This is a genomic window from Streptococcus mitis (genome assembly GCF_047465045.1).
Lineage (GTDB): Bacteria > Bacillota > Bacilli > Lactobacillales > Streptococcaceae > Streptococcus > Streptococcus mitis_DT.
Window position 1 is genome coordinate 150,817 of the sequence record NZ_JASHAR010000002.1, and the last position, 22,299, is coordinate 173,115.

At 41.8% G+C, this 22,299-nt stretch carries 26 protein-coding genes and 1 pseudogene; 21 read left to right on the plus strand and 6 right to left on the minus strand.

Annotated features, from left to right (window positions below):
* Positions 1-97: 97 nt before the first annotated feature.
* The 15 genes from tsaB to QM409_RS02405 all read left to right on the plus strand — a co-directional run bounded on the left by tsaB (position 98) and on the right by QM409_RS02405 (position 12,952).
* Positions 98-781 (plus strand): tRNA (adenosine(37)-N6)-threonylcarbamoyltransferase complex dimerization subunit type 1 TsaB, encoded by a 684-nt coding sequence (gene tsaB, locus QM409_RS02335; RefSeq protein WP_414305079.1) that lies wholly within the window; start codon positions 98-100, stop codon positions 779-781.
* The gene (gene rimI, locus QM409_RS02340) at positions 778-1,215 is read left to right on the plus strand and encodes a ribosomal protein S18-alanine N-acetyltransferase (RefSeq protein ID WP_414305080.1); all 438 of its coding nucleotides are present in this window, start codon (positions 778-780) and stop codon (positions 1,213-1,215) included. Before tsaB ends, rimI begins: the two co-directional genes overlap by 4 nt.
* Positions 1,205-2,215, plus strand: coding sequence for a tRNA (adenosine(37)-N6)-threonylcarbamoyltransferase complex transferase subunit TsaD (tsaD, locus tag QM409_RS02345; RefSeq protein ID WP_414305081.1), 1,011 nt, complete (start codon positions 1,205-1,207; stop codon positions 2,213-2,215). Before rimI ends, tsaD begins: the two co-directional genes overlap by 11 nt.
* 103 nt (positions 2,216-2,318) lie before the next feature.
* Positions 2,319-3,182: an XRE/MutR family transcriptional regulator gene (locus tag QM409_RS02350; protein WP_150922710.1), complete on the plus strand. Its 864-nt coding sequence runs from the start codon at positions 2,319-2,321 to the stop codon at positions 3,180-3,182.
* A 115-nt stretch (positions 3,183-3,297) separates the two neighbouring features.
* Complete coding sequence (locus QM409_RS02355; protein ID WP_125392850.1) at positions 3,298-3,963, plus strand: CPBP family intramembrane glutamic endopeptidase; 666 nt, start codon at positions 3,298-3,300, stop codon at positions 3,961-3,963.
* Between the two features lie 71 nt (positions 3,964-4,034).
* On the plus strand, positions 4,035-5,261 hold the full coding sequence (locus QM409_RS02360; RefSeq protein ID WP_004254988.1) for an MFS transporter: 1,227 nt from the start codon (positions 4,035-4,037) through the stop codon (positions 5,259-5,261).
* A gap of 143 nt (positions 5,262-5,404) precedes the next feature.
* On the plus strand, positions 5,405-6,031 hold the full coding sequence (locus QM409_RS02365; protein WP_033680841.1) for a TetR/AcrR family transcriptional regulator: 627 nt from the start codon (positions 5,405-5,407) through the stop codon (positions 6,029-6,031).
* Positions 6,031-6,543: an HdeD family acid-resistance protein gene (locus QM409_RS02370; protein WP_000036821.1), complete on the plus strand. Its 513-nt coding sequence runs from the start codon at positions 6,031-6,033 to the stop codon at positions 6,541-6,543. Before QM409_RS02365 ends, QM409_RS02370 begins: the two co-directional genes overlap by 1 nt.
* A 240-nt stretch (positions 6,544-6,783) precedes the next feature.
* Complete coding sequence (locus tag QM409_RS02375; RefSeq protein ID WP_414305082.1) at positions 6,784-7,479, plus strand: AzlC family ABC transporter permease; 696 nt, start codon at positions 6,784-6,786, stop codon at positions 7,477-7,479.
* Positions 7,469-7,792 carry an AzlD domain-containing protein gene (locus tag QM409_RS02380; protein ID WP_153198969.1) on the plus strand — a complete coding sequence of 108 codons (324 nt, stop codon included), beginning with the start codon at positions 7,469-7,471 and terminating at the stop codon, positions 7,790-7,792. Before QM409_RS02375 ends, QM409_RS02380 begins: the two co-directional genes overlap by 11 nt.
* 103 nt (positions 7,793-7,895) lie before the next feature.
* The gene (locus QM409_RS02385) at positions 7,896-8,726 is read left to right on the plus strand and encodes an amino acid ABC transporter substrate-binding protein (RefSeq protein ID WP_153198970.1); all 831 of its coding nucleotides are present in this window, start codon (positions 7,896-7,898) and stop codon (positions 8,724-8,726) included.
* Positions 8,727-8,879: 153 nt separating this feature from the next.
* A complete protein-coding gene (locus QM409_RS02390) occupies positions 8,880-9,734 on the plus strand; it encodes a MetQ/NlpA family ABC transporter substrate-binding protein (RefSeq protein ID WP_125454341.1) in 855 nt (284 codons plus the stop codon).
* A gap of 96 nt (positions 9,735-9,830) precedes the next feature.
* Positions 9,831-11,204, plus strand: coding sequence for a M20 family metallopeptidase (locus QM409_RS02395; RefSeq protein WP_414305083.1), 1,374 nt, complete (start codon positions 9,831-9,833; stop codon positions 11,202-11,204).
* The gene (locus QM409_RS02400) at positions 11,197-12,258 is read left to right on the plus strand and encodes a methionine ABC transporter ATP-binding protein (RefSeq protein ID WP_033680837.1); all 1,062 of its coding nucleotides are present in this window, start codon (positions 11,197-11,199) and stop codon (positions 12,256-12,258) included. Before QM409_RS02395 ends, QM409_RS02400 begins: the two co-directional genes overlap by 8 nt.
* 1 nt (position 12,259) lies before the next feature.
* Positions 12,260-12,952, plus strand: a complete 693-nt coding sequence (locus QM409_RS02405; protein ID WP_138336971.1) for a methionine ABC transporter permease — start codon at positions 12,260-12,262, stop codon at positions 12,950-12,952.
* A gap of 30 nt (positions 12,953-12,982) precedes the next feature.
* Here the strand turns inward: QM409_RS02405 and QM409_RS02410 are convergent, their stop codons facing one another.
* Positions 12,983-13,552, minus strand: coding sequence for an MptD family putative ECF transporter S component (locus QM409_RS02410; RefSeq protein WP_414305084.1), 570 nt, complete (start codon positions 13,550-13,552; stop codon positions 12,983-12,985).
* Between the two features lie 154 nt (positions 13,553-13,706).
* Between QM409_RS02410 and QM409_RS02415 the strand changes: the two are divergent.
* From QM409_RS02415 to nrdI, 3 genes and pseudogenes are all read left to right on the plus strand, one after another.
* A pseudogene (locus tag QM409_RS02415) lies at positions 13,707-13,907 on the plus strand (helix-turn-helix domain-containing protein); the annotation flags it as partial.
* A 60-nt stretch (positions 13,908-13,967) separates the two neighbouring features.
* Positions 13,968-14,501: a hypothetical protein gene (locus tag QM409_RS02420; protein WP_023946835.1), complete on the plus strand. Its 534-nt coding sequence runs from the start codon at positions 13,968-13,970 to the stop codon at positions 14,499-14,501.
* Between the two features lie 77 nt (positions 14,502-14,578).
* The gene (gene nrdI / locus QM409_RS02425) at positions 14,579-15,043 is read left to right on the plus strand and encodes a class Ib ribonucleoside-diphosphate reductase assembly flavoprotein NrdI (protein WP_084887788.1); all 465 of its coding nucleotides are present in this window, start codon (positions 14,579-14,581) and stop codon (positions 15,041-15,043) included.
* 47 nt (positions 15,044-15,090) lie between these two features.
* Here the strand turns inward: nrdI and QM409_RS02430 are convergent, their stop codons facing one another.
* Both QM409_RS02430 and QM409_RS02435 read right to left on the minus strand, forming a co-directional pair.
* A complete protein-coding gene (locus QM409_RS02430) occupies positions 15,091-15,549 on the minus strand; it encodes a DUF3021 domain-containing protein (protein WP_084887790.1) in 459 nt (152 codons plus the stop codon).
* Positions 15,546-15,986, minus strand: a complete 441-nt coding sequence (locus QM409_RS02435) for a LytTR family DNA-binding domain-containing protein (RefSeq protein ID WP_414305085.1) — start codon at positions 15,984-15,986, stop codon at positions 15,546-15,548. Before QM409_RS02435 ends, QM409_RS02430 begins: the two co-directional genes overlap by 4 nt.
* Before the next feature lie 205 nt (positions 15,987-16,191).
* Here QM409_RS02435 and mutL point away from each other — a divergent pair, with 205 nt between their 5' ends.
* The 3 genes from mutL to QM409_RS02450 are packed head-to-tail and all read left to right on the plus strand — an operon-like array spanning position 16,192 to position 19,323.
* Positions 16,192-18,141 (plus strand): DNA mismatch repair endonuclease MutL, encoded by a 1,950-nt coding sequence (mutL, locus tag QM409_RS02440; protein WP_414305086.1) that lies wholly within the window; start codon positions 16,192-16,194, stop codon positions 18,139-18,141.
* Between the two features lie 15 nt (positions 18,142-18,156).
* Positions 18,157-18,750, plus strand: a complete 594-nt coding sequence (gene ruvA, locus QM409_RS02445; protein WP_414305087.1) for a Holliday junction branch migration protein RuvA — start codon at positions 18,157-18,159, stop codon at positions 18,748-18,750.
* A gap of 9 nt (positions 18,751-18,759) precedes the next feature.
* Positions 18,760-19,323 carry a DNA-3-methyladenine glycosylase I gene (locus QM409_RS02450; protein ID WP_414305088.1) on the plus strand — a complete coding sequence of 188 codons (564 nt, stop codon included), beginning with the start codon at positions 18,760-18,762 and terminating at the stop codon, positions 19,321-19,323.
* A 61-nt stretch (positions 19,324-19,384) separates the two neighbouring features.
* Here the strand turns inward: QM409_RS02450 and QM409_RS02455 are convergent, their stop codons facing one another.
* The 3 genes from QM409_RS02455 to QM409_RS02465 form a co-directional block, all read right to left on the minus strand.
* Positions 19,385-20,416: a S66 family peptidase gene (locus QM409_RS02455; protein ID WP_414305089.1), complete on the minus strand. Its 1,032-nt coding sequence runs from the start codon at positions 20,414-20,416 to the stop codon at positions 19,385-19,387.
* Positions 20,417-20,556: 140 nt separating this feature from the next.
* Positions 20,557-21,234, minus strand: a complete 678-nt coding sequence (locus QM409_RS02460) for a DUF1129 domain-containing protein (RefSeq protein WP_049510981.1) — start codon at positions 21,232-21,234, stop codon at positions 20,557-20,559.
* A gap of 11 nt (positions 21,235-21,245) precedes the next feature.
* Positions 21,246-22,190: a magnesium transporter CorA family protein gene (locus tag QM409_RS02465; protein WP_000815623.1), complete on the minus strand. Its 945-nt coding sequence runs from the start codon at positions 22,188-22,190 to the stop codon at positions 21,246-21,248.
* Between the last annotated feature and the right edge of the window lie 109 nt (positions 22,191-22,299).

The window sequence follows — 22,299 nt, forward strand, 5'->3', positions numbered from 1 at the left end:
GGCTAAGTATAGGCATTTTTGTTTGGGGATAAAGAAAATTCCCATGTGCCAGCTTTTGTAGTATAATAGTAAGCAGACAAAAAGATAGGAATATGTTATGAAAGTATTAGCTTTTGATACGTCCAGCAAGGCTCTTTCTCTCGCTATTTTAGAGGACAAGCAGGTTCTTGCCGAGACGACGATTAATATCAAGAAAAATCACAGTATTACCCTTATGCCTGCCATCGATTTTTTGATGGCAAGTTTGGACTGGACACCCAAGGATTTGGATCGAATCGTGGTGGCTGAAGGGCCGGGTAGCTACACAGGTTTGCGAATTGCGGTAGCGACTGCCAAAACCTTAGCTCACACTCTGAACATCGAGTTGGTTGGTATGTCGAGTCTTTTAGCTCTGGTACCATACCAGCAAGAAGGCTTGTTCGTTCCTTTGATGGATGCGCGTCGCAACAATGTTTATGCGGGATTTTATGAAAATGCCAAACCTGTCATGCCAGAAGCGCACTTGCCCTTTGAGCGAGTTATCGAGCTAATCAAGGGTGCTAGTCAGGTAATCTTTGTCGGAGAAGTTGGCCCCTTTGTGGAGCAGATTCAAGAACACTTGCCAAGGACTAATTTCAAAGAAACCTTGCCTAATGCAGCCAATTTTGCTCTTTTGGCCTGGAATAAGGAAGCAGACTCCTTGCATGATTTTGTGCCGAATTACCTCAAACGTGTTGAGGCTGAGGAAAACTGGCTTAAGAACCACACTGAGTCTGGGGAGTCCTACATTAAACGCCTATGATAGACATCAAACGAATCCAAAGACAGCCTGACTTGGCTCAAGCCATCTACGCTGTCATGGTAGCTGTTTACCCAGTCAGTCCTTGGACGTTGGAACAAATCCAAGCAGACCTGTCCCAAGACCAGACTTGGTATGCTCTAGCTTATGATGGAGCAGAAGTGATTGGCTTTCTAGCTGTGCAGGAGAATTTCTTTGAGGCAGAAGTCCTGCAAATCGCTGTCAAAGGAGCCTATCAGGGTCAGGGGATTGCCTCGGCCTTGTTTGCTCAATTGCCGGCAGATAAGGAGATTTTACTCGAAGTCAGAAAGTCAAACCAACGAGCGCAAGCATTTTACAAGAAAGAAAAGATGGCGGTCATCGCTGAGCGAAAGGCCTACTACCATGACCCAGTCGAGGACGCCATCATCATGAAGAGAGAAATAGATGAAGGATAGATATATTTTAGCATTTGAGACATCCTGTGATGAGACCAGTGTCGCCGTCTTGAAAAACGACGATGAGCTCTTGTCCAATGTCATTGCTAGTCAAATTGAGAGTCACAAACGTTTTGGGGGCGTAGTGCCTGAAGTAGCCAGTCGTCACCATGTCGAGGTCATTACAGCCTGTATCGAGGAAGCGCTAGCAGAAGCAGGGATTACCGAAGAGGATGTAACAGCTGTCGCGGTTACCTATGGACCGGGCTTGGTTGGAGCGCTGTTAGTTGGTTTGTCAGCTGCCAAGGCCTTTGCTTGGGCTCATGGACTTCCGCTTATTCCCGTTAACCACATGGCTGGCCACCTCATGGCCGCTCAGAGTGTGGAGCCTTTGGAGTTTCCCTTGCTAGCCCTCTTGGTCAGCGGTGGACACACAGAGTTAGTCTATGTTTCTGAGGCTGGTGATTACAAGATTGTTGGGGAAACGAGAGATGACGCAGTTGGTGAGGCTTATGATAAGGTCGGCCGTGTCATGGGCTTGACCTATCCTGCAGGTCGCGAGATTGACGAGCTGGCTCATCAGGGGCAGGATATTTATGATTTCCCTCGTGCCATGATTAAGGAAGATAATCTGGAGTTTTCATTTTCAGGTTTGAAATCTGCCTTTATCAATCTTCACCACAATGCCGAACAAAAGGGAGAAAGCCTATCTACAGAGGACTTGTGTGCTTCCTTCCAAGCGGCTGTCTTGGATATTCTTATGGCAAAAACTAAGAAGGCTTTGGAGAAATACCCTGTTAAAACCTTAGTCGTGGCTGGTGGTGTGGCTGCCAATAAAGGTCTCAGAGAACGGCTAGTAGCCGAAATCACAGATGTCAAGATTATCATTCCACCCCTACGCCTCTGCGGAGACAATGCAGGTATGATCGCCTATGCCAGCGTCAGTGAGTGGAATAAAGAAAACTTTGCAAGCTTGGACCTCAATGCCAAACCAAGCCTCGCTTTTGATACCATGGAATAAAGAGTCAGCTTAGGGCTGGCTTTTTCACTCGCTGAAGTGTCAGAATATTTTGATAAAATGATAAAAATAATGATATAATATATAAAGAATAGGAGGTGGTAAGATGATTGAGAGAATGGAATTGGGAGAATTTTACAAGGAATTGCGCTTGGCTAGAAAGCTAAAACAGTCAGATGTGGCTTGTGCTGGACTAACAGCCTCTCAGTTGTCTAAGTTTGAACTAGGACAGTCTATGCTATCTGCAGACAAGTTGATCTTAGCCATCCAAGGAATCAATATGAATTTTGATGAGTTTGGTCATAAGCTCAACAATTATCAAGAATCTCCACATATGCGAATTGGTAGAAAGGTTGTGGATCGGTTTGCCCACCAAGATATAGCTGGCTTAGAGCAACTGTTGGAGGAAGTCGAGCGAGAACAGATGGCAGAGACCTATCGTCGTTTGAATGCCATTGTGATTAAAGATGCTATCCATTCCTTAGATAAAAGCTATCCGCTAGCAGAGGAGGATAGCGAGTTTTTAACTACCTACCTCTACGCTATTGAGTCTTGGACCTGGTTTGAACTCTATATATTCTGTAATACCATGCCTTTCTTGAGCAATCAAGATTTGATATTTTTATCAACCACTTTACTTGAGAAATCTAAGGAATTTAAAGAGTTGGTACATAATAGACTGTATATGAAAAGTGGCTTTCTGAATATTATATCAGAGCTCATGGAGCGCAAACTTTTCTCTTACATCCCAATCTTTGAAGCTGAGCTGGAGAGTATGCTTCGTCCATACGATGTTTTTGAAAAAGTATTGTGGCAATTTTTAAAGAAAATGAGTATTTTCCTTCAAACCAAAGGAAACAATCAAAAAGAGATTGAACACTTTATCCAATCTCTGCAAGTATTAGAAAATCCACAATTGATAGCCCTCTTCGAATTGCGTTTTCAGCAATACAAAGAGCTTATTGAGTAGTAAACAATCGCAAATCTGAAATTTCTATAAGAAAAAATATCAAATATGCGATTTACTAAAATGTGGTGATTTCCGTGTTATACTATAATTATTTCATAGTATAGGAGAAAATAGAATGAAAAAGATAATCTCACGCTACTACTTTATTATAGCTATTCTACTAGTTGTTGCTGACCAGTTCTTCATTCGTTTGCTTTTACATAGCGATCTTGCTGCTGGTTTATCCGACTTTGCCTATTATTTGTCGGATATGCTGTTAAATTTTCTTGTGGTTCTGCTTGCTTTTATTGTTATGGTTTGGTCAGGGAAATGGCAGAAAATTAACAGTAGAAAATTTAAAGGTTCCTATCTTTTCTATTCCTTCCTAGCTCTTCTTGCTTTTGTTGTTTGGAATTTCGTCACCTTTTTTCTTTTTCCGCCTACCAAAAATGCAATTTCTTATCAACTGGATGTTCCTACTTTTACAGGAGCTACAGCATTTTTGATGTATTTTTTCTATCCTGTGATTGCAGGTCCCATTTTTGAAGACATGATTTATCGTGGATTAGTGATGACTGCTCTGGAAAAAGGAAAGAAGTGGGGACTGGATGTGCTTGGCTCAGCTATATTATTTGGAATTTTGCACATTAGTAATCACGGTTGGGTTTTGACAGACTTTTTCGTATATATGGGTGGTGGTCTCATATTTGCAGTCTTATTTAGAGTGACAAAGTCCATTTATTGGCCTATTGGGCTGCACATAGTCTACAATGGTATTGGTCAGCTTTTGATGTTACTGTAATTTTGGTTGTTAGTAGTATCGCGGTCTATCCTTGGGGAAAGCTTCCCATTTGAATTTAAAAAGGAGTTGTGATGAAAGTATTTCTTCAAAATAGAAATTTTAGGCAATTAACCATCAACCAGTGGATTTCAACGGTTGGGGATACGATTTTTTATCTGGCCTTTTTGAATTATGTGGCAGATGCATCTTTTGCCCCTTTGGCGATTTTACTGATCACGATTTCAGAAACCCTTCCTCAAGTTCTGCAAATCTTTCTGGGAGTTTTGGCGGATTTTCAACATCATCGTGTCCTAAAATATACAATGATTAGTTTTGCAAAATTTTTGCTTTACTCTATCGTTTCTTTATCACTTTCAGGGCAGTCCTTTTCCTTGTTATTAGTAGCATTTATTTGTCTGATTAACCTCTTATCTGACACATTGAGTTATTTTTCAGGCGCCATGCTCACTCCGATTTTCATTAGAATTATTGGGCAAGACCATCTGGCAGAAGCTATTGGATTTAAACAGTCAACTGTTAGTTTAGTGAAAACAATCAGTAATATTCTAGGAGGAGTCTTACTAGGTATTCTATCTATCCAGTCTATTTCCTTACTGAATGCTCTGACCTTTTTAATCGCATTTTTAGGTATTCTTTTCATAAAAACAGACCTCTTGAAAGTAGAAAAAACGATTAGCTATCAAGAAGGACTCTCTGTAAAATCCTTTTGCCAGCATCTGCTCCAATCATCAAAATTGATATGGAATATGAATAAGGTGCTCTTGGTTTTGTTTATTATCTCTATTAGTCAAGCAGTGATAAATGTTACAGTTCCTGTTTCTACTCTGTTTTTGAGGAATCAGCCCTTTTTGAATTTACAAACAGGTCAATCTCTTGCCTTGTTATCCACCCTTGAATTGTCAGCCCTTATTGTCGGAAGCCTTGTGAGTGGCTATCTGAAGAATACAATCTCCATAAAACTAGCCCTATATGCCTCGCTTATTATCCAATTACTCCTTTTAGTTGGCTTTGTGGCAGTTCGTTTTGACTGGATTCTTATCTTTAGTGCCTTGGATGCCTTTTTCGCAGGTATCCTCTCTCCTCGATTACAGGAACTCATTTTTAAACAAATACCTGAGGAGTCAATGGGAGCAGTTCAATCCTCTATCGGTGCCATTACAGTTGTTTTACCTAGCTTATTTACAATAGCTTTGGTAACCATTGCTACTAGCTTTGGAACTCTGGCAGTTAGCTTTGTTTTATTGCTATTTCTTCTAGCTGCCTTTATCATACTCTTGAATATCCGTGAAAACATTTAGCGAAGAATGTGTATATTATATGTTTGAGACTGGATTCCAGTCTGTTTATGATGGCTACAATCAGCAGACTGTTAAATTTTTGAGAAAGTTGCTTGACATTTCAGACCAATCGGTTTATAATTAAAAAATGTAGAGATAAATACATGAGAAAAGAAGAAAAAACAAGACTACGAAGAGAGAAAATCATTACCGCTGCTTTGTTTGAATTTGCTACAAAAGGCTATCAAGGTTTTGTCATCAATGAACTTTGTAAAGTGGATGGTATTTCCAAAGGAGTTTTGTATCATAATTTTTCAGGGAAATCAGACCTCTATCTAACTTGTTTTCAGGAGAGTTTTGAGAAAGCTTTGGCAGTGTTTCTGGGGGTGGAAGGTCAAGTGCCCTCCTTAGCTGATTATATGGAAAGACGTCACCAATTTTATCAGCAATACCCAGAACATAGCCACATTTTCTTTGAGGCAATGATTGCGACACCAGAAGAATTGGAAGCAGACATTGCACCACAGAAAGCTATCTTTTTGGACTTGAATGAACAAGTTTGTCAAAAACTTATATCAGAATCCAAACTGAAAGAGCATATTGATGAGAAACGAGCTATGGACTATCTGCGATTGATTCAGGATATGTTTCGTTCCTATTATTTAACTGTTTCGTCAGATAGCAGTTTGCCTGACTTGGTTTCAGGATATGAACATCAATTATCACAGGTTTTGGATATGATGATTTATGGAATACTAGAGGAAGATTACTCTAAAAAAGGAGAAAAATAATGTCGAAAATTTGGAAATGGTTGTTACTAATTGCGGGTATTTTTGCAGTTTTTGTAGGTTTTAATATGTTTGCACATCCTCTTATTAGCTTGGCTTCCATGACTTTCTGGTTTGCACTTGTATTTGCAGTTCAAGGGATTTCTGAGATTGTACAATACTTCAAATCAGAAGAAAAGCATGGCTGGAATTTATTTGGAGGAATTGTTACCCTCATCCTCGCTCTTACCTTGTTCTCAGGTAGCTTTATTGAAATGGTAACATTTGTACCATTTATCATTTCTTTATGGGCCTTGACAAATGGTATTACAAAAACTATCGTTGGTTTCAAGGTTCGTAAGACGGATAAATCGGTAGGTACCCCTCTAGTTTGGATGGGGATTTTAGGAATCGTAGCAGGTTTAATCATGATGGGACACCCATTGATGACCGGTCTCTATATTAGTTACACCATTGCCTTTGTCTTTATTTATCAAGGTATTGTGGCAATTGTTCAATTCTTCAAGATTAAATAAGAATAAAATGGAGTCTGTCTGATTACAATCAGCAGACTTTTTTCTCTTTCCTGAATGTGTTATAATAGTCCATGCTATGGCTGGAGCCTTTTCAGCCTACTTATACTCTTCGAAAATCTCTTCAAACTGCGTCAGCTTCTATCTGCAACCTCAAAACAATGTTTTGAGCAACCTGTGGCCAGCTTTCTAGTTTGCTCTTTGATTTTCATTGAGTATTATTAAGACAATATGAGGAGAAAGATGAAAGAAAAAGGATTTTGGGAGGGGGCGCAGGCGGCCATGCCAACGGCCCTTGGTTATGTCAGTATTGGCTTGGCCTGTGGGATTATTGGTGCGCCCTATGTGACACCTGTTGAGATGGGCTTGATGAGCCTCTTTGTTTATGCTGGGAGCGCCCAGTTTGCCATGTTGGCACTGATTGCGGTTCAAGCACCTGTGGCAGCTATTGCTATGACGGTCTTTTTGATTAATTTGCGTCTCTTTTTGTTGAGTTTGCATGCGTCAACCTATTTCCGTCATACCAGTCTCTGGCAAAATATCGGTATGTCTAGTCTCTTGACGGATGAGACTTATGGCGTTTTGATGGGCGAGTTAGCCCATACAGACAAGGTCAATCCTATGTGGATGCACGGAAACAATCTCAACAGCTATGTGGCTTGGTTTGTGGGAACAGTTGTCGGAACGGCTCTGGGTGGTCTGCTGCCAAATCCAGAAATCTTTGGCTTGGATTTTGCCCTGGTTGGGATGTTCATTGGAATTTTTGCTTCGCAATTCCAGATTATGCAAAGACGGATTCCTGTCCGCAATCTGCTCATTATCCTAGCAGTTGTTGCGGTGTCCTTCTTCTTGCTCTTGACAGTGGTGTCTCAGTCGCTAGCTGTTCTGTTTGCGACCTTGCTAGGTTGTACCATGGGGGTGATTTTAGATGGTCAGTAAGTATCTTTTATTAGCAGTTATTTTCTCTGGCTTGGTGACGTGGATTCCCCGTATGATTCCCTTCATCATGGTCAAGTATAAGGGTTTGCCTGCGATTGTTGAACGTTTTTTGAAGTTCTTGCCCGTTTCGATTATCTTTGCCTTGATTCTTTCAAGTGTAGTGACAGGCAAGGTTGGTAGCCTTCCTCAAATTAAATGGCTAGACTTCTTAGCAGTCTTTCCAACAGCTTGGGTAGCCTTCCGCTACCGCAATCTAGTCGGAACAGTTCTCTTTGGAGTGGTCTTGATTGCAGTCTTGCGTCTGGTCTTTTAAATCAGTCATAAAGAAAACTTATCACAGAGATAGATATCATATAATGGCGTAAATGCTCTTTTTCTGTTAAGATTATAAGGTATTCTATTTTGGAGGAAATGACATGAAAAAAATCGTTAAATACTCATCTCTTGCTGCTCTAGGACTTGTCGCTGCAGGTGTGCTAGCTGCTTGCTCAGGTAGTGCTAAGAAAGAGGGAGAAGCAGCTGGCAAGAAAGAAATTATCGTTGCAACCAATGGCTCGCCAAAACCATTTATCTATGAAGAAAATGGTGAATTGACTGGTTATGAGGTTGAAGTAGTTCGCGCCATCTTTAAAGATTCTGACAAGTATGATGTTAAGTTTGAAAAGACAGAATGGTCAGGTGTCTTTGCAGGACTTGATGCTGACCGTTACAATATGGCTGTCAATAATCTTAGCTACACTAAAGAACGTGCGGAGAAATACCTATATGCCGCACCAATTGCTCAAAACCCTAATGTCCTTGTAGTGAAGAAAGACGACTCTAGCATCAAGTCTCTCGCTGATATCGGTGGAAAATCGACGGAAGTCGTTCAAGCCACTACATCAGCTAAGCAGTTAGAAGCATACAACGCTGAACACCCGGACAACCCAACTATCCTTAACTATACTAAGGCAGATTTCCAACAAATCATGGTACGCTTGAGCGATGGCCAATTTGACTACAAGATTTTTGATAAAATCGGTGTTGAAACAGTGATCAAGAACCAAGGTTTGAACAACTTGAAAGTTATCGAACTTCCAAGCGACCAACAACCGTACGTTTACCCACTTCTTGCTCAAGGTCAAGATGAGTTGAAATCATTTGTAGACAAACGTATCCAAGAACTCTACAAAGATGGAACGCTTGAAAAATTGTCTAAACAATTCTTCGGAGACACTTATCTACCAGCAGAAGCTGATATTAAATAATTTCTTGAAATCATCCATTCTGAGTAAGATGGGTGATTTCTCAGTTTTTAGGGATATAGTTTTAAACTATATATCTGACTATCTAATAACAATTTGTGAAATCAAATAAATTGTGAGATACTAGTACGGTATTATTTTTAAGGAGAAAGAATCATGAAAATCAAAAAATGGCTTGGTGTAGCAGCTCTTGCTACAGTCGCAGGTTTGGCTCTTGCAGCTTGCGGAAACTCAGAAAAGAAAGCAGATAATGCAACAACTATCAAAATCGCAACTGTTAACCGTAGCGGTTCTGAAGAAGCTCGTTGGGATAAAGTTCAAGAATTAGTTAAAAAAGACGGTATTACTTTGGAATTTACAGAGTTCACAGACTACTCACAACCAAATAAGGCAACTGCTGATGGAGAAGTAGACTTGAACGCTTTCCAACACTATAACTTCTTGAACAACTGGAACAAAGAAAACGGGAAAGACCTTGTAGCGATTGCAGATACTTACATCTCTCCAATTCGCCTTTACTCAGGTTTGAATGGAAGTGACAACAAGTACACTAAAGTAGAAGACATCCCAGCAAACGGAGAAATCGCTGTACCAAACGATGCTACAAACGAAAGCCGTGCGCTTTACTTGCTTCAATCAGCTGGTTTGATTAAATTGGATGTTTCAGGAACTGCTCTTGCAACAGTTGCTAACATCAAAGAAAATCCAAAGAACTTGAAAATCACTGAATTGGACGCTAGCCAAACAGCTCGTTCATTGTCATCAGTTGACGCTGCCGTTGTAAACAATACCTTCGTTACAGAAGCAAAATTGGACTACAAGAAAGCACTTTTCAAAGAACAAGCTGATGAAAACTCAAAACAATGGTACAACATCATCGTTGCGAAAAAAGATTGGGAATCATCACCTAAGGCTGATGCTATCAAGAAAGTAATCGCAGCTTACCACACAGATGAAGTGAAAAAAGTTATCGAAGAAACATCAGACGGTTTGGATCAACCAGTTTGGTAATAAGAAACAGGGAGGTGGGAGAGAAAATTCCACCTCTTGCTTTTGTATAGAGCATGGATTGTCAGGAAAAGTAGTTCATAGAAAGGTAGAGAGAATATGGTTTTTCCTAGTGAACAAGAACAGATTGAAAAATTTGAAAAGGATCATGTAGCCCAGCATTATTTTGAGGTTTTGCGTACCTTGATTTCTAAGAAGTCGGTCTTTGCCCAACAGGTTGGACTTAAGGAAGTTGCCAACTATCTGGGTGAGATTTTCAAGCGTGTTGGGGCTGAAGTGGAGATTGATGAGACTTATACGGCGCCCTTTGTTATGGCGCATTTCAAGAGTTCGCGTCCAGATGCCAAGACCTTGATTTTCTATAACCACTATGACACTGTGCCAGCGGATGGGGATCAGGTCTGGACAGAAGATCCTTTTACTCTTTCGGTGCGCAATGGTTTCATGTATGGACGTGGGGTTGATGACGATAAGGGTCATATCACGGCTCGCTTGAGTGCTTTGAGAAAATATATGCAGCACCATGATGACCTGCCTGTCAATATCAGTTTTATCATGGAGGGAGCGGAGGAATCGGCTTCGACAGACCTAGATAAGTATCTGGAAAAACATGCGGATAAACTCCGTGGTGCGGATTTGTTGGTATGGGAACAAGGAACCAAAAATGCTTTGGAACAGCTGGAAATTTCTGGTGGAAATAAGGGGATTGTGACCTTTGATGCCAAGGTGAAAAGCGCTGATGTCGATATCCACTCTAGTTATGGTGGGGTTGTGGAATCAGCTCCTTGGTATCTCCTCCAAGCCTTACAGTCTCTTCGCGCTGCAGATGGTCGTATCTTGGTTGAAGGTTTGTACGAAGAAGTTCAAAAACCAAATGAACGTGAATTGGCTTTGGTGGATACCTACGCTCAACGAAATCCAGGGGAAATCAGCCAGATTTATGGTTTGGAATTGCCTCTCTTACAAGAGGACCGTGCAGCCTTTCTAAAACGTTTCTTTTTTGAGCCAGCTCTTAATATCGAAGGGATTCAGTCAGGTTATCAAGGACAAGGAGTTAAAACGATTTTGCCAGCAGAAGCCAGTGCCAAGTTAGAAGTTCGTTTGGTTCCTGGCCTAGAACCGCATGATGTTCTGGAAAAAATTCGGAAACAGCTAGACAAAAATGGCTTTGATAAGGTAGAATTATACTATACCTTGGGAGAGATGAGCTATCGAAGCGATATGAGCGCACCAGCCATTCTCAATGTGATCGAGTTGGCTAAGAAATTCTATCCGCAAGGCGTTTCAGTCTTGCCAACAACAGCAGGGACAGGGCCTATGCATACGGTCTTTGATGCCCTAGAGGTGCCAATGGTGGCTTTTGGTCTAGGAAATGCCAATAGCCGAGACCACGGTGGAGATGAAAACGTGCGAATCTCCGATTATTACACCCATATTGAATTAGTAGAGGAGCTGATTAGAAGCTATGAGTAGAGATATTATCAAGTTAGATCAGATCGATGTGACTTTTCATCAAAAAAAGAGAACCATCACAGCAGTCAAGGATGTGACTATTCACATCCAAGAAGGGGATATCTACGGAATCGTTGGATATTCTGGAGCAGGGAAATCAACCCTTGTACGGGTGATTAACCTCTTGCAAAAACCATCTGCAGGGAAAATTACTATTGACGACGATGTGATTTTTGATGGCAAGGTGACCTTGACGGCAGAGCAGTTGCGTCGCAAACGTCAGGATATCGGGATGATTTTTCAGCATTTTAACCTGATGAGCCAAAAGACAGCAGAGGAGAATGTAGCCTTTGCCCTCAAACACTCTGGGCTTAGCAAGGAAGAAAAGAAGGCTAAAGTTGCTAAGTTGTTGGACTTGGTTGGCTTGGCGGACCGTGCTGAAAACTATCCTTCACAATTATCTGGAGGGCAAAAACAGCGTGTGGCCATTGCGCGTGCCTTGGCTAATGATCCAAAAATCTTGATTTCAGACGAGTCAACTTCTGCCCTTGACCCGAAGACAACCAAGCAGATTTTGGCCTTGTTGCAAGATTTGAACCAAAAATTAGGCTTAACTGTTGTCTTGATTACGCATGAAATGCAGATTGTCAAAGACATTGCCAATCGTGTAGCAGTTATGCAGGATGGGCATTTGATTGAAGAAGGAAGTGTCCTTGAAATCTTCTCAGATCCTAAACAACCTTTGACCCAAGACTTTATCTCAACAGCCACAGGCATTGATGAAGCCATGGTCAAGATTGAGAAGCAAGAAATTGTGCAACATCTGTCTGAAAACAGCCTTTTGGTACAACTCAAGTATGCAGGTGCTTCAACAGATGAGCCACTTTTGAATGAATTGTACAAGCATTATCAGGTAACGGCTAATATCCTCTATGGAAATATCGAAATTCTCGATGGTACTCCTGTTGGAGAATTGGTTGTGGTCTTGTCAGGTGAAAAAGCAGCGCTAGCAGGTGCTCAAGAAGCCATTCGTCAAGCAGGCGTACAGCTAAAAGTATTGAAGGGAGGACAGTAAGATGGAATCATTGATTCAAACCTATTTACCAAATGTCTATAAAATGGGCTGGGCTGGTCAAGCAGGCTGGGGAACAGCAATCTACCTAACTCTTTATATGACAGTTCTTTCCTTCATCATCGGAGGGTTCTTGGGACTTGTTGCAGGTCTTTTCCTCGTCTTGACAGCGCCGGGTGGTGTCTTGGAAAATAAAGTTGTTTTCTGGATTTTGGATAAGATTACCTCTATTTTCCGTGCGGTTCCCTTCATCATCCTCTTGGCAATCATGTCGCCACTCTCTCACTTGATTGTGAAGACGAGCATCGGGCCAAATGCAGCTCTTGTGCCACTTTCATTTGCAGTCTTTGCTTTCTTTGCCCGTCAGGTGCAGGTGGTCTTGGCTGAATTGGATGGCGGTGTCATTGAGGCGGCTCAAGCTAGCGGAGCGACCTTCTGGGATATCGTAGGTGTTTACCTATCAGAAGGTCTTCCAGATTTGATCCGTGTGACGACTGTGACCTTGATTTCCCTTGTTGGGGAAACAGCTATGGCCGGTGCGGTTGGAGCTGGTGGTATCGGTAACGTAGCCATCGCTTATGGATTTAACCGCTACAATCACGATGTGACCATCTTGGCAACCATCATTATCATTTTGATTATCTTTGCGATCCAATTTTTGGGAGATTTCTTGACCAAGAAATTGAGTCATAAATAAAAAAAGAGCCACACGGCTCTTTTTTATTAATCAGATTTTTTGTGCAAATTTTTTACTCAAGGCTTGTCCAATCAAGGCACCCACTAGGGCTCCGATGACAATACTTGCGATAAATAGAAGGACGGTTCCAGGGTTTGGTGCGACCATGATACGGTCGATATATTCTTGCGATTTTCCTCTTGCTAGAAGGGTAGCCATATAGGCTTGAGGCGCAATCCACATAAGTAAGATTGGTCCTGTTGAGCTAAAGGCGAAAATAACGAAAGAAAGGAAATTTTTCGTTTGATCCTTGTATTTGCCTAAATGAGCTACTCCATCTGCTAGGAGGCCACAGATAATTCCAGGAAGGAAGGCACCAGCACCGTGTTTAGATCCCAAGAAAAAGAGGGCCATGACAAGGCCGATAGTGGTAATGGCACCAAAGCGCGGAACTTTTGCGACTAGGATCATATAGACGCTACCGCCGACAAGGGCAGTAAAGGCAGGCGCATAAAACATATTTCCGGTTTGGTCAAAGAGATTGCCCAAAAGAACACCAATCCCCATGCAGAAGAAGTAAAGAACTGCAAAAAGCAGTGTAGTTAAGATAGATTTTTTCATGAATTGTCTCCTGATAATTTTTTCACAATTCTCATTGTACCACGGTTTGATGGGATTGTAAATGAGGAGAAAGTGTTATTGTTTGCTTGTCAAACTAAATTTTTTATAGAGTTGTTAATAGTAGATGATTAGATTGTTTTACTGTAAGGCTTAAACAAATTCAATCTTCGCAGAGTTACTAAACAAACAACGTATTAAGGCTGCCCAACAACTTTTGCTTTCAACTAGTGACAGTATCGAAGATATTTGTTATGCTGTTGGTTACAGTAATGTTGGATATTTCTATAAAGTGTTCCGAAAATTGTGCGGAAAATCGCCGAAAGCCTACCGAAAACAGGTAGAAACGACACTATAATATTTGTATCCCTTTACAAAAAGTGCTATAATATCAATAATAACATCAGGAGGTTCTATCATGAAAAAGAAACCAATTTATCTATGGGTCTTGCTCATCTTGTCTGCCCTTATTTCAGCTACGTCTCTGTTTGAACTTTTGAAGCCCTTGCCTAGTAAAGAAGTCCTTCGTGCTGCTCAAAAACAAGTTGCAGGGGTCAGTGCTCAGCAGGTAGAAGATAGCATTAATTTTAGCTATAGAGTGGCAGAAGCATCTCATTCTATTTTTAATGTGGCCTTGGTTGTACTATCTGCTATTTTAGTGGTAGTAGCGATTGTATTCCTTGTTCGTAAGAATTTGCAGTATGCAAACTATACTTATGTCGGCTATGTTTTGCTAGCCATTATTGGTTCGATTTATACCTATGTGACTTTACAAGACGCTTTGCAGCTGGTTCAAGATGAAACTATTCGTTTGACAATGGGTATTGGTTCAAAAGCTGTCAGCATTTTCTATATCGTCATCAATGTTCTCTTCCTAGCCCTTGTCTTCTACAAGATATGGCGTCAGCAAAAAGCCTTGGCTGAAGAAGAGGAAACAGAAGAACTTGCCTAAGTATTGACAAAAAATAACTATCAAGTTACAATCTTGGTAGTTATTTTTCGATTATAGATAAAATCATGGAGGTAAATATGAAGACAATTTCTTTAGTTTATATCAGTCTGAGTGGGAATACTGAGAGTTTTGTGACACGCCTGAAAGACTATCTCTTGTCCCAGTATGAGGGGATTGAAGTTCAAAAGATTCATATCAAGGACTTAGTCAAGGAAGGCCAAGATTTTTATGAGATGGAACACCCTTATATCGCTTTTTTGCCAACCTACCTAGAAGGTGGGAATGGCGTGGATAACGGAGATGTAGAGATTTTGACGACACCAGTGGGAGATTTTATCGCCTATGGTGACAATGCTAGTAAGTGTTTTGGCGTAGTTGGTTCAGGAAATCGCAACTTTAATAACCAATACTGCCTGACAGCCAAGCAATACAGTCAACGTTTTGGCTTCCCTGTCTTAGCTGACTTTGAAATGCGAGGCATGCTGGGAGATATCAAGCATGTGGCTGCAATTATAGCAGATTTGTATGAGTTGGAAAGTTGAGCTTAGGCTTGGCTTTTTTATTATTCCAAGCAGTTTTATCAAAGCCCTTACTTTCTATGCTCCAAGAGTTGATTGATGTGGTCTACTTTTCTAGCTTCTCTTTTATAGAGAATAGCCCAAATGATGAGGTAGACAATCGCAAACTCGATAATAAGCTGGAGATAGAAGATCCAGTGGAAGGGGAACCAACCTGCCAGGGTTGCTAGTGGGACAAAGCCAGCAAGCATAAGGAAGAAATGAGTCAGAGTGGCACGGAGCATGCTCCAGTCACGGCTGAATAAGCGGTTGCCAAAGTTGAAGAGAATGCCGATAGCTGACCAGATAAGTGTGCAGTAGAGCAAGACCAGGGCACCGTGAACCTGATGTTGAATCATGACTTGGCCGATGAGAGAGTAGGGATTTAGCGGGGCATAAGTACTCGGTGCATAAATGAGTGAAAAGAGGATAGAGAGGATGAGGCCGATGAGGACACCAGCAGTTGCGTCGTGAAAGATTTGTTTTTTCATAGTTCTAATTTCTCCTTGATGGTTTTTAGGTAACGGCGTGAAGAGTAGGTGAAGCTTTCATTTTTTAGAAAGATTTCTACCAGACCGTTGGGGGTGAGCTTGAGGTGAGAGATGGAGTCGATATTGATGATTTCTGATTGGGAAATTTGGATAAAATTAGTCGGTAAGAGTTCAAGAACCTGATAGAGTCGTAAATCAATGTTGTAGGTCTGACTTGCCGTTTCTGCCAGAACCTTCCGATTCTCGATATAGAAGCGTTGAATATTGCCAATCTCAATTAGATAGACCTGATCTTCGATTTTCCCTTTGATTTTTTCTCTTTGGTCCAGATTTTCTGCGAACTCGATGACTTTTTGGACTTTTTCTGTCGGCTGAGGTGCTTGGACAATCAGTTTTTCTTCCTTGTAAGTCTCACTAATCTGTAGTTCTACTTTCATAAATTTCTCTCCTTTTTAGTTATACAAGGTTGTGATCACTTCCTGTATATTTTTATTAAACACTATTTTACGACACCTGGCAAGGGACTTTGTCTATGTGGAGGGATTTGGCTCCTATGTGGTGGAGCTTTTCTGTCCTATCTGAAATATGGTATAATAGCACTAATCAATTTCTAGGAAAATAGATACAGAAAGGGGCTGAAAGATGTCTCATATTATTGAATTGCCAGAGGTGTTGGCAAACCAGATTGCAGCTGGGGAGGTCATTGAACGTCCTGCCAGTGTTGTTAAAGAGTTGGTAGAAAATGCCATTGACGCTGGCTCTAGCCAGATTATCATTGAGATTGAGGAAGCTGGTCTTAAGAAGATTCAGATCACAGATAATGGTCATGGAATTGCTCACGATGAGGTGGAATTGGCTCTGCGTCGTCATGCGACCAGTAAGATAAAAAATCAAGCAGACCTCTTTCGAATTCGGACGCTTGGCTTTCGTGGTGAAGCTCTGCCTTCTATCGCGTCTGTTAGTGTCTTGACTTTGTTGACGGCGGTGGATGGTGCTAGTCATGGAACCAAGTTAGTCGCGCGTGGGGGAGAAGTAGAAGAAATTATCCCAGCGACCAGTCCTGTGGGAACCAAGGTTTGTGTGGAGGACCTCTTTTTCAACACGCCTGCCCGCCTCAAGTATATGAAGAGCCAGCAGGCGGAGTTGTCTCATATCATTGATATTGTCAACCGTCTGGGCTTGGCCCATCCTGAGATTTCTTTCAGCTTGATTAGTGATGGCAAGGAAATGACGCGGACAGCTGGGACTGGTCAATTGCGCCAAGCTATCGCAGGGATTTACGGTTTGGCGAGTGCCAAGAAGATGATTGAAATTGAGAATTCTGACCTAGATTTCGAAATTTCAGGTTTTGTGTCCTTGCCTGAGTTGACTAGAGCCAACCGCAACTATATCAGTCTCTTCATCAATGGTCGTTATATCAAGAACTTCCTGCTTAATCGTGCAATTCTTGACGGTTATGGCAGTAAGCTCATGGTAGGCCGTTTTCCACTAGCTGTCATTCACATTCATATCGACCCCTATCTAGCGGATGTCAATGTGCATCCGACTAAGCAAGAGGTGAGGATTTCTAAGGAAAAAGAACTGATGACGCTGGTCTCAGAAGCTATTGCAAATAGTCTCAAGGAACAAACCTTGATACCAGATGCCTTGGAAAATCTTGCCAAATCTACCGTGCGCAATCGTGAGAAGGTGGAGCAGACCATTCTCCCTCTCAAAGAAAATACTCTATACTATGAAAAAACAGAGCTGACTAGATCTAGTCAAGCTGAGGTGGCTGATTATCAGGTAGAATTGACTGATGAAGGACAGGATTTGATCCTGTTTGCCAAAGAAACCTTGGATCAGCTAACCAAGCCAGCAAAACTGCATTTTGCAGAGAGAAAGCCTGCTAACTACGACCAGCTAGATCACCCAGAGCTAGATTTAGCTAGTCTTGATAAGGCCTATGACAAGCTGGAGCGAGAAGAATCTTCAAGCTTTCCAGAGTTGGAATTTTTTGGGCAAATGCATGGAACCTATCTCTTTGCCCAAGGGCGAGATGGGCTCTACATCATAGACCAACATGCGGCGCAGGAACGGGTCAAGTACGAGGAGTATCGTGAAAGCATTGGCAATGTTGACCAGAGCCAGCAGCAACTCCTAGTGCCTTATATCTTTGAATTTCCAGCGGATGATGCCCTTCGTCTCAAGGAAAGAATGCCTCTTTTAGAGGAAGTTGGAGTCTTTCTAGCAGAGTACGGGGAAAATCAATTCATCCTACGTGAACATCCTATTTGGATGGCAGAAGAAGAGATTGAATCAGGCATCTATGAGATGTGTGATATGCTACTCTTGACCAAGGAAGTTTCTATCAAGAAATACCGAGCAGAGTTGGCTATTATGATGTCCTGCAAACGGTCTATCAAGGCTAACCATCGTATCGATGACCATTCGGCTAGACAGCTCCTCTATCAGCTTTCTCAGTGTGACAATCCCTATAACTGTCCCCATGGACGTCCTGTTTTGGTGCATTTTACCAAGTCGGATATGGAAAAGATGTTCCGACGCATTCAGGAAAATCACACCAGTCTCCGTGAGTTGGGGAAATATTAAACTAAAAGGAAAACTATGTACGAATATTTAAAAGGAATCATTACCAAAATCACTGCTAAATACATTGTTCTTGAAGTCAACTGTATCGGCTATATCTTGCATGTGGCCAATCCTTATGCCTACTCAGGACAGGTTAATCAGGAGGCTCAGATTTATGTGCATCAGGTTGTGCGTGAGGACGCCCATCTGCTTTATGGATTTCTCTCAGAAGACGAGAAAAAGCTCTTTCTCAGTCTGATTTCGGTTTCTGGGATTGGTCCTGTATCAGCTCTGGCCATTATCGCTGCCGATGACAATGCTGGCTTGGTTCAAGCCATCGAAACCAAGAACATCACCTACTTGACCAAGTTCCCTAAGATTGGCAAAAAAACAGCCCAGCAGATGGTGCTGGACTTGGAAGGCAAGGTAGTAGTTGCAGGAGATGATCTTCCTGCCAAGGTGGCAGTGCAAGCTAGCGCTGAAAACCAAGAACTGGAAGAAGCCATGGAAGCCATGCTGGCGCTGGGTTACAAGTCGACCGAGCTCAAGAAAATTAAGAAATTCTTTGAAGGAACAGCAGATACAGCTGAGAACTACATCAAGTCTGCCCTCAAAATGTTGGTCAAATAGGAGCAGAGCATGACAAAACGTTGTTCGTGGGTCAAGATGACCAATCCGCTCTACATCGCCTATCATGATGAGGAGTGGGGGCAGCCCCTCCATGATGACCAAGCATTGTTTGAATTGTTGTGTATGGAAACCTATCAGGCAGGCCTGTCTTGGGAAACGGTACTCAACAAACGCCAAGCTTTCCGAGAAGCCTTTCATGGCTATCAAATTCAAGCGGTCGCAGAAATGACAGATGCCGAATTGGAAGCCTTGCTGGAGAATCCAGCTATCATCCGAAATAGAGCCAAGATTTTTGCTACACGCGCTAACGCCCAAGCCTTTCTACGACTACAGGAAGAATATGCCTCTTTTGATGCCTATCTTTGGTCCTTTGTTGAGGGAAAAACTATCGTGAATGATGTTCTCGATTACCGCCAAGCCCCAGCTAAAACCGCTTTGTCTGAGAAATTAGCCAAAGATCTCAAAAAACGAGGCTTCAAGTTCACAGGCCCAGTCGCTGTCTTGTCTTTTCTACAGGCAGCAGGGCTAGTTGATGATCACGAGAACGATTGTGAGTGGAAAAGCAGGAATTAGTGAGTATAGGTAATTAGAATATCTGAGAATATAGAAAAAAGCTGAGAAATTTTTCCCAGCTTTATTTGTTATAGTCAAAGCGAATGACTTTTTCCTTTGCATCTACATGAGCATGGACTCCAAAGGGAACAATGGCTCTTGGAGTTGCGTGGCCGACATTCAGATTATAGAGAATCGGGATATTGCTGTCAATGATATCCAATAGTGCCTCTTTATAGTCGTCATAGAAAGTTTCATCCATAGGTTTTCCGACCAGGAGTCCACTGATGGCCTCGAATATACCAGTGTCCTTTAAAGTTCGCAACATCTTTTTGAAGTCTTCCGGCTCAGGCTTTTCTTCACTTGTTTCTAGCAAGAGGATCTTTCCTTCCCAGTCTGACAAGTCAGGGAAAAGTTTGTATTTTTGACAGAGCTCCGTGTTATCTGCGTATCGAGAGTTGTCAAAGATATCGTAGAGGGATTCGAGGCAACCACCGAGGATTTTCCCCTCGAACTGGGCAGTTCCTTGTAACAACTCAAAACCAGTATTTGTATGACTGACACGAGGTGTCCCCAGAGCTTTGGGACTAAAATCAGTTCGTTCCTCATACCAAACATTGCTAGGGCGAATTTCTGAGATTCTTCCTGTCTCAATCAATTCTTTAAAGTAGTGAAGGCTATAGGCTAGCATTTCTTTGTCCAATTCACAAATGTCTGCTAAAAAGGATTGACCATAAAAAGTTTTAACACCTAGTTTATGCAACATGAGATGGTTCATGGTTGTATCTGAGAAGCCAAGAAATATTTTTTGGTTGATAACCTTTTGTAGTTGGTCATTTTCAAAAAGATAAGGTAGTAAGCGATAGGTATCGTCTCCACCGATGGCGCATAGGATCATGTCGATGCTATCATCAGAAAAGGCATGAATCAAATCCTCTGCACGAGCTTCAGGATGGTCTTTGATAAAGTCTAATCCTTTTTGCGAATGGGGCAAAAAGATAGGATTGAGTCCCAAGTCCTTGAGACGTCGGACACCCAAGTCCACTTCGTGTTTGACAAAGTCCTCTCCGATAATGCCACTAGATAAACTAACAATACCAATAGTAGAAATCATATCTCATCCTCCTAGAAATAGATTGAGCCTATTTTATCATAAAAGATGAGAGAACGCTATGTGGGATATCAGAAGAATACTTTAAAATCAAAAAAGTAAGTGAAAAGCAACCGCACCTGCAGCTGCTTTTATCATTCTTCTTAATAGCGTGTTGGTCCTGCACTTGCGCTACGAATATTCAAGCGTTTCTTGAGATAGAAGCGAAGGGCTAGGAGGGCTGCTCCGATAATAGCCAGTGGCACTGGAGCAAGGACTGGGTTAAGGCTAGCTGGTAGGAAGCTTGTTGCAAAGAAGACAAGCAACCAAAGGAACATAGATGCTAGGATAACTAGTACAGATTTCCAGAAAGGTGGACGTTGACTGCGGTCCATATCTGGTCCATAGTATTGGTAAACAAAGTAGTACATCAAGTAGAAGGCAAATCCACCAACAAGTCCAACTAACAAGAGAGTGATAAATCCATAGCCGAAAGCCTGATCTGCCGCAAAGAAAGTTGTGAGGGCGCTGACGAGGGCAAAGAGGCTAGTGATGAAAAGAGCTGAGTCCATAATCATGAGTTTTGGATCATCATTTTCCTTTGGATGCTCTTTTTCATATTGTTCCTTGACAGTGAAACTATGAGCCCAGTGGGTTGGTGCGCCATAGAGGGAACGAGCAGTCGTACCCTTGGCTTGCTCTTTAAGGATTTTGGGAATGACTTCCTCAAAGATTGCCTTGATTTCAGCGTCTGTTTTCCCATCTTTGATGAATTGTTGGGTAGCAATGTGGATAAACTCTTGGTTTTTCTTAGTTAATTTTTGTAGATCAATCTGAGACATAGGAACTCCTCTTAGAACCATTTTTTATGGATGAGATAGAGAGTGAGCGAGACACTCATAGCAAAGGCGATAAAAACGATTAACCAGAAGGCATTCGGTTCGCCGTTTAGGGGGATTTCATTATCCTTAAAGTTCATCCCGTAGGCAGAAAAGACCATGGTTGGGATGGACATGACGATGGTCACAAGGGCCAAGGTTTTCATGATGTTGTTCTGGTTGTTAGAAATGATAGAGGCGAAGGTCTCTGTCATAGAATGCAAGACGTTTCCATAAATGTCTGCCATCTCGATGGCCTGTTGGGTTTCAATCAGGGTATCTTCAAGCAGGTCTTCGTCCTCAAGGTATTTCTTAATATTGCTGGTTGAGCTGGTCAATTTCTTAATCACACGCTCGTTTGTTTTGAGGGAGGCCTTGAAATAGACGATGGTTTTTTCCAATTCCATGAGCTCAATCAATTCTTCATTACGAGTTGATTGATGCAGTTGACTTTCGATTTGCTCACTCTTGCGGTCAATCGAACGAAGGGCTGTTAGGTAAAGCTCTGCATTGCGATAAAGAATCTGGAAGATAAAACGCGAACGCATGAAAGTATAGAAATTACGCAATCGACGGTTGATAAAGACATCGAGGACTGGTAATGGTTCCAAACAAGTAGTGATAATGGTTTCCTCGGTGATGATAATACCAAGTGGGATGGTGACGTAGTAGGTGCGGTTATTTCTTTCTTCTGTGACCGGCACGTCGACGATAATCAGAGTGTACTCGTCTTCAATGGTAATACGAGACATTTCTTCCGCATCGAGCGGTGCTCGAAGGTCGGCAATGTCGATATCGAAGGCGTTAGCGATTTCGAGTGATTCATTTTGAGTCGGATTGACGAGATTGATCCAAGTACCCGGTTCAAGCGTATCGATCTCTTTAAATTCAGTTGTTGTAGAGAGAAAAACTTGTTTCATATCCCTTATCCTTTCTCATTTTTCAGATTTTTTCACACCGTACTATTATACTACAAAATCAGCCTTTTGGGTAATAGAATCTCACTTTTTTTGGTATAATGGTAAGCAA

What these genes read in the sequence shown, in the direction of transcription:
- tsaB (WP_414305079.1), top strand. Translation starts at nt 98, where the DNA reads ATGAAAGTATTAGCTTTTGATACGTCCAGCAAGGCTCTTTCTCTCGCT.
- rimI (WP_414305080.1), top strand. Translation starts at nt 778, where the DNA reads ATGATAGACATCAAACGAATCCAAAGACAGCCTGACTTGGCTCAAGCC.
- tsaD (WP_414305081.1), top strand. Translation starts at nt 1,205, where the DNA reads ATGAAGGATAGATATATTTTAGCATTTGAGACATCCTGTGATGAGACC.
- QM409_RS02350 (WP_150922710.1), top strand. Translation starts at nt 2,319, where the DNA reads ATGATTGAGAGAATGGAATTGGGAGAATTTTACAAGGAATTGCGCTTG.
- QM409_RS02355 (WP_125392850.1), top strand. Translation starts at nt 3,298, where the DNA reads ATGAAAAAGATAATCTCACGCTACTACTTTATTATAGCTATTCTACTA.
- QM409_RS02360 (WP_004254988.1), top strand. Translation starts at nt 4,035, where the DNA reads ATGAAAGTATTTCTTCAAAATAGAAATTTTAGGCAATTAACCATCAAC.
- QM409_RS02365 (WP_033680841.1), top strand. Translation starts at nt 5,405, where the DNA reads ATGAGAAAAGAAGAAAAAACAAGACTACGAAGAGAGAAAATCATTACC.
- QM409_RS02370 (WP_000036821.1), top strand. Translation starts at nt 6,031, where the DNA reads ATGTCGAAAATTTGGAAATGGTTGTTACTAATTGCGGGTATTTTTGCA.
- QM409_RS02375 (WP_414305082.1), top strand. Translation starts at nt 6,784, where the DNA reads ATGAAAGAAAAAGGATTTTGGGAGGGGGCGCAGGCGGCCATGCCAACG.
- QM409_RS02380 (WP_153198969.1), top strand. Translation starts at nt 7,469, where the DNA reads ATGGTCAGTAAGTATCTTTTATTAGCAGTTATTTTCTCTGGCTTGGTG.
- QM409_RS02385 (WP_153198970.1), top strand. Translation starts at nt 7,896, where the DNA reads ATGAAAAAAATCGTTAAATACTCATCTCTTGCTGCTCTAGGACTTGTC.
- QM409_RS02390 (WP_125454341.1), top strand. Translation starts at nt 8,880, where the DNA reads ATGAAAATCAAAAAATGGCTTGGTGTAGCAGCTCTTGCTACAGTCGCA.
- QM409_RS02395 (WP_414305083.1), top strand. Translation starts at nt 9,831, where the DNA reads ATGGTTTTTCCTAGTGAACAAGAACAGATTGAAAAATTTGAAAAGGAT.
- QM409_RS02400 (WP_033680837.1), top strand. Translation starts at nt 11,197, where the DNA reads ATGAGTAGAGATATTATCAAGTTAGATCAGATCGATGTGACTTTTCAT.
- QM409_RS02405 (WP_138336971.1), top strand. Translation starts at nt 12,260, where the DNA reads ATGGAATCATTGATTCAAACCTATTTACCAAATGTCTATAAAATGGGC.
- QM409_RS02410 (WP_414305084.1), bottom strand. Translation starts at nt 13,552, where the DNA reads ATGAAAAAATCTATCTTAACTACACTGCTTTTTGCAGTTCTTTACTTC.
- QM409_RS02420 (WP_023946835.1), top strand. Translation starts at nt 13,968, where the DNA reads ATGAAAAAGAAACCAATTTATCTATGGGTCTTGCTCATCTTGTCTGCC.
- nrdI (WP_084887788.1), top strand. Translation starts at nt 14,579, where the DNA reads ATGAAGACAATTTCTTTAGTTTATATCAGTCTGAGTGGGAATACTGAG.
- QM409_RS02430 (WP_084887790.1), bottom strand. Translation starts at nt 15,549, where the DNA reads ATGAAAAAACAAATCTTTCACGACGCAACTGCTGGTGTCCTCATCGGC.
- QM409_RS02435 (WP_414305085.1), bottom strand. Translation starts at nt 15,986, where the DNA reads ATGAAAGTAGAACTACAGATTAGTGAGACTTACAAGGAAGAAAAACTG.
- mutL (WP_414305086.1), top strand. Translation starts at nt 16,192, where the DNA reads ATGTCTCATATTATTGAATTGCCAGAGGTGTTGGCAAACCAGATTGCA.
- ruvA (WP_414305087.1), top strand. Translation starts at nt 18,157, where the DNA reads ATGTACGAATATTTAAAAGGAATCATTACCAAAATCACTGCTAAATAC.
- QM409_RS02450 (WP_414305088.1), top strand. Translation starts at nt 18,760, where the DNA reads ATGACAAAACGTTGTTCGTGGGTCAAGATGACCAATCCGCTCTACATC.
- QM409_RS02455 (WP_414305089.1), bottom strand. Translation starts at nt 20,416, where the DNA reads ATGATTTCTACTATTGGTATTGTTAGTTTATCTAGTGGCATTATCGGA.
- QM409_RS02460 (WP_049510981.1), bottom strand. Translation starts at nt 21,234, where the DNA reads ATGTCTCAGATTGATCTACAAAAATTAACTAAGAAAAACCAAGAGTTT.
- QM409_RS02465 (WP_000815623.1), bottom strand. Translation starts at nt 22,190, where the DNA reads ATGAAACAAGTTTTTCTCTCTACAACAACTGAATTTAAAGAGATCGAT.